Origin of the sequence: Roseateles sp., from assembly GCF_036404855.1 — a bacterium.
Lineage (GTDB): Bacteria > Pseudomonadota > Gammaproteobacteria > Burkholderiales > Burkholderiaceae_C > Pelomonas.
The window spans coordinates 1-3,761 of record NZ_DASWYS010000010.1 but is presented as its reverse complement, the minus strand read 5'-3'; the positions used below and the strand labels follow the sequence as shown (position 1 = coordinate 3,761).

At 64.3% G+C, this 3,761-nt stretch carries 8 protein-coding genes; all 8 read left to right on the top strand.

Annotated features, from left to right (window positions below; translation table 11 throughout):
- On the top strand, positions 1-262 hold a 262-nt coding region (locus VGF12_RS00685), incomplete at its 5' end, for a hypothetical protein (RefSeq protein WP_331174121.1).
- 2 nt (positions 263-264) lie between these two features.
- Complete coding sequence (locus VGF12_RS00680; protein WP_331174120.1) at positions 265-450, top strand: hypothetical protein; 186 nt, start codon at positions 265-267, stop codon at positions 448-450.
- A gap of 48 nt (positions 451-498) precedes the next feature.
- Positions 499-1,245: a ribonuclease H-like domain-containing protein gene (locus VGF12_RS00675; protein ID WP_331174119.1), complete on the top strand. Its 747-nt coding sequence runs from the start codon at positions 499-501 to the stop codon at positions 1,243-1,245.
- Positions 1,246-1,350: 105 nt separating this feature from the next.
- The gene (locus VGF12_RS00670; RefSeq protein WP_331174118.1) at positions 1,351-1,878 is read left to right on the top strand and encodes a hypothetical protein; all 528 of its coding nucleotides are present in this window, start codon (positions 1,351-1,353) and stop codon (positions 1,876-1,878) included.
- Positions 1,879-1,991: 113 nt separating this feature from the next.
- Positions 1,992-2,240 (top strand): hypothetical protein, encoded by a 249-nt coding sequence (locus tag VGF12_RS00665; protein ID WP_331174117.1) that lies wholly within the window; start codon positions 1,992-1,994, stop codon positions 2,238-2,240.
- 228 nt (positions 2,241-2,468) lie between these two features.
- A complete protein-coding gene (locus VGF12_RS00660) occupies positions 2,469-2,657 on the top strand; it encodes a hypothetical protein (protein WP_331174122.1) in 189 nt (62 codons plus the stop codon).
- Positions 2,658-2,718: 61 nt separating this feature from the next.
- On the top strand, positions 2,719-3,183 hold the full coding sequence (locus VGF12_RS00655; RefSeq protein ID WP_331174116.1) for a lysozyme: 465 nt from the start codon (positions 2,719-2,721) through the stop codon (positions 3,181-3,183).
- Positions 3,184-3,322: 139 nt separating this feature from the next.
- On the top strand, positions 3,323-3,761 hold a 439-nt coding region (locus VGF12_RS00650; protein ID WP_414709956.1), incomplete at its 3' end, for a hypothetical protein.

Below are 3,761 nucleotides of genomic sequence, written 5' to 3'. Positions count from 1 at the left end.
GATGGGCCGCAAGATCACCGTTACCACCGAGAAGGAAGTTCCCGGCGAGACGCACGTTTCTATCCGGGTTGTCGCCAATGGCTACAAGCTGACTATCGAGCGTCAAACAAGCCTTTCCTGGGGGCCAGTCTTCGTAATCGGCGAATCCAAAGGACAGCCTGGGCCCAAGCCCGTAGGCGAAGAGCGAGTTTTCAATACCCTCGATGACCTGCATGCGTGGCTTGCTGCAAACCTTGAGCAGCCCGGCGAACTGACCGCCTGACCATGGCCGTCCACTGGCACCAGCAGCCCGACGGCAAGACGCGCATCTCACGGGATTTCGTGTCGCCAGCAGCGGCGCAGCGTGGTGCCAGTCTTCTCGAATCGGTGTGCGACGAGGCGTTCCAGCCTGTGCCGCAGCCCAGTATCGATGAGCCGCTGAACCTCCCCAGCGACCACGACCCGAGCTAGGACGCACCCCAAGGACAACCGCCGCAGGGATGCGGCCCAAGGATGGATATGACGCCGCGACTTCTCGTGATCGACCTGGAAACACGTCCCATGGAGTCCCGCCACTGGGGTCTGTGGGGGCAGAACATCGGTATCAACCAGATCGAAAGGCCGGACGGCCTGCTCTGCTTTGCCGCTCAGTTCGTGGGCGAGCGCAGGGTTCACTTCCATAGTCAGTGGAGCGATGGCGAGCGCGGGATGGTGCGAGCCGCCCATCGCCTGCTGGATGAGGCGGACGTGGTGATCGGCTGGAACAGTCAGCGGTTCGATGTTCCGTGGCTTCAGCGCTGTTTTGCAGAGCATGATCTTCCGGAGCCTTCCCCGTTCAAGCAGCTTGATCTGATGCGGGCGGCTAAGAAGAAGTTCCGGCTGCCCAGCTTCAAGCTGGAGTTCGTCGCCAGGTGGCTGGGGGTCGGGAGCAAGCTGAGGACCGGCGGCTTCGATCTGTGGCAGGACGTGCTGCGCGGTGATGAACTGGCCCGCGCCAAGATGCGTCGGTACAACATCCAGGACACGAAGCTCACCGGCCAGGTCTACGACAAGCTGCGAGCGAAGGGTTGGGTCAGTCCTCCCCTGAATGCCGCTCTGCACGCCGAGCACTGCTGTCCACATTGTGGCAGCGAAAAGCTGCAGGCGCGCGGCTACGAGGAGACGCTGACGCGCCGTTACAAGCGCTGGCAGTGCAAGTCCTGTAAGCGGTGGTCGCGGTCGACGCACTGCGAGCCGGGCGCCGCGAAGCTGAAGCAGGTGGCGTGATGGCTGCCTTCGCTATTGCGATCCTCGCTTGGGTGGTGGCAAACGGGCTGGAAGACATCGCGAACGCCATTCGCGAACGGAAATAGGCAAGAGGGCAAGGACGCCATGGGTAAGGTAGAGACGCTGGAGATTGGGGACTACGACAAGCGCGGGGTGGACTTCGACACCGCCCTGATCGGCCCCGTGACGCCCTCGATCATCGATGCTGACCGCCTGGTGCGGATGGAATGGAAGAACGGATTTCCGAACTGGATGCTCTACCGGTCGGCCTTGGCGGGGGACTCGCTCTACCTGCGCCGCCTGTGCGACTGGGCCGTCGCCTTCTCCATCGCGCACTGCACGACCGGGGGCGTCAAGCGGTCCGTGTACAGCGACGAGCTGGCCTGCTGGGCGGCGTGGGATGCGCTGCACATGGTGCTGCACAAGAAGGCCCTGCAGCCCTATGCCGAGACGGCTGACATGCTGGGCGTGCATCACAGCACCTACAAGCGCCTGCGATCGCACCTGTACGTCAGTATGTCGGCGAGCATGGAGGAGTACTGGATCAGGCTGGGGGCAGCGTACCGGCACGTGATCCTTTACGAGCGGAATGCTGAACGCAACCGCAGAACCGAAATTCCCGTGCTCAACTAAGACCTTCAATGCCCGCACAGCTTCCCGGCACGCTCCACGTTGCGGCCAAGCCATAAACGGCGGGCATGCCCGGGCCGCATCGCGCGTCACCCGGGCGCCTATAGGAGCCGACCATGACCGACACCGAAGACGAAGAGCTTGATGTCGAGTGGTCGGCGGCCGAGCCGATCGTCCTCCACGAGGACTCGGTGTGGATTCCGGACCCGGACGCCCTGCACCACGACAGCGGGGAGCAGGAGGGTGTCTTGGCGGTGATGCTGCGTGCCGGGTGCATCTGGTACTTGGACGGCACGACCCGCCAGTGGTTCAACGCAGAGAAGGACGGGGCGAAGAAGGCCAGGCCGCTTCGTCCGGTGAACTAATTGGGAGTCGGCCGGACCCGCGAGGACGGCGACCGAGCCTACCGGGTTACCACGGCTCCCGCCAAATTGCAGCAAGCGTCGCATCCGGCTGGCGGGTAGCTCCTGCTGGCGAGGTCGGGCGCGGTGTTCCCTGTGGAGCCCGCTAGAACCTTGGCAACCCGGACGTGGTCCTGATCGCGACAGGGCCGGCTGCATGCACTTCAACAGGGGACGTATGTGAAACACGAGATGGCCGAAGCCGCGTCTGCGGCTGCGCTGAAGACTGCGCCGATGGTTGCTGTTGCCGGCGCGAGCGCGGCGGGATGGGGCGTGCAGGAATGGATGTACGCCGGGACGCTGGGCTACATCGTGCTGCAGGCCGGTTACCTCGTGTGGAAGTGGTATCGCGAATGGCACAAGTCGAGGAGCGAGAAGTGATCAGGACTGGCGGAATCAGTGCCGGCGTCGAAGATATCGGCCAGGGCACGGGCGACATCTGATGAAGGGCAAGATCGCCGCGGGCGCCGCTGCTGCTGTGGTGGCCCTGGCGGTGACGCTGGTCAAGCCGTGGGAGGGCTACGAGCCCGAACCCTACCGGGACATCGTCGGGGTGCTGACGGTGTGCTACGGCGAGACGCGGGATATCCAGCCGCGCACCTACTCGCAAGCCGAGTGTGAGGCCAAGTTGAACTCACGACTTGGGCAGTACCTGATGGAACTGTCCAACTGCGTGGGGGTGCCTCTTCGCCGGCACGAGTGGGCTGCGCTGCTGTCGTGGAGCTACAACGTCGGCACCACGGCGGCCTGCAAGTCGACCCTGATCCGCAAGGTCAATTCCGGGGCTGCCCCGGCCGAGTTCTGTGCCGAGCTGAAAAAGTGGGTCTACGCCGGGGGCAAGCGCGTTCGCGGGCTGGTCAACCGGCGCGAGGCCGAATACCGCATGTGCATGGGGGCTGACCTGTGATCGAGTTCGTGATTGGGTTCTTCGCTGGCGCCGTGTGCGCTGCAGTGGTCCCGTATGTGGGCGACCTTGCCAAGACTGGATGGTCGAAGCTGGCGGCTCTGTTCAACAAGCGCCCGGACGACACGGACCAGGCGGGCGCGTGATCCTCGCCGAACTCCGCGCCAACGCGTGGAAGATCACCGCCGGCATTGCCGCAGCGCTGGCGGTCGCTGCACTGATCGGCCTTCTGTACTTTCGCGGGATTTCCGCTCTTTCCGATGCCCGCGCCGCACAGGCCGAGCAGGAAGCAGATCAGGCTCGCCAGGAGGTCGTTTCGCTGAAGCGGACGCTCGACACCGAGCGCCGGCGAGCGGACGAGATGGCGGCGATCGCCAAGGACTACGAGGAGCAACGAGATGCGGCAGCAATTGAGCATGATCGGATCGTTGCTGATCTGCGTAACGGCAACCTGCGGCTTCGGAAGCTGTGGCAAGCCTCGGCAGCCACCGCCGAGCTGTCCCAAGCTGTCGCCTCCGCCGCCCAGCCTGATGAGGGCGCCGCAGACCGGGAACAAGGTGCGGCAGATCTTGTTCGAGCCG

Coding starts and splice junctions, on each gene's coding strand:
- VGF12_RS00680 (WP_331174120.1), top strand. CDS start 265: ATGGCCGTCCACTGGCACCAGCAGCCCGACGGCAAGACGCGCATCTCA.
- VGF12_RS00675 (WP_331174119.1), top strand. CDS start 499: ATGACGCCGCGACTTCTCGTGATCGACCTGGAAACACGTCCCATGGAG.
- VGF12_RS00670 (WP_331174118.1), top strand. CDS start 1,351: ATGGGTAAGGTAGAGACGCTGGAGATTGGGGACTACGACAAGCGCGGG.
- VGF12_RS00665 (WP_331174117.1), top strand. CDS start 1,992: ATGACCGACACCGAAGACGAAGAGCTTGATGTCGAGTGGTCGGCGGCC.
- VGF12_RS00660 (WP_331174122.1), top strand. CDS start 2,469: ATGGCCGAAGCCGCGTCTGCGGCTGCGCTGAAGACTGCGCCGATGGTT.
- VGF12_RS00655 (WP_331174116.1), top strand. CDS start 2,719: ATGAAGGGCAAGATCGCCGCGGGCGCCGCTGCTGCTGTGGTGGCCCTG.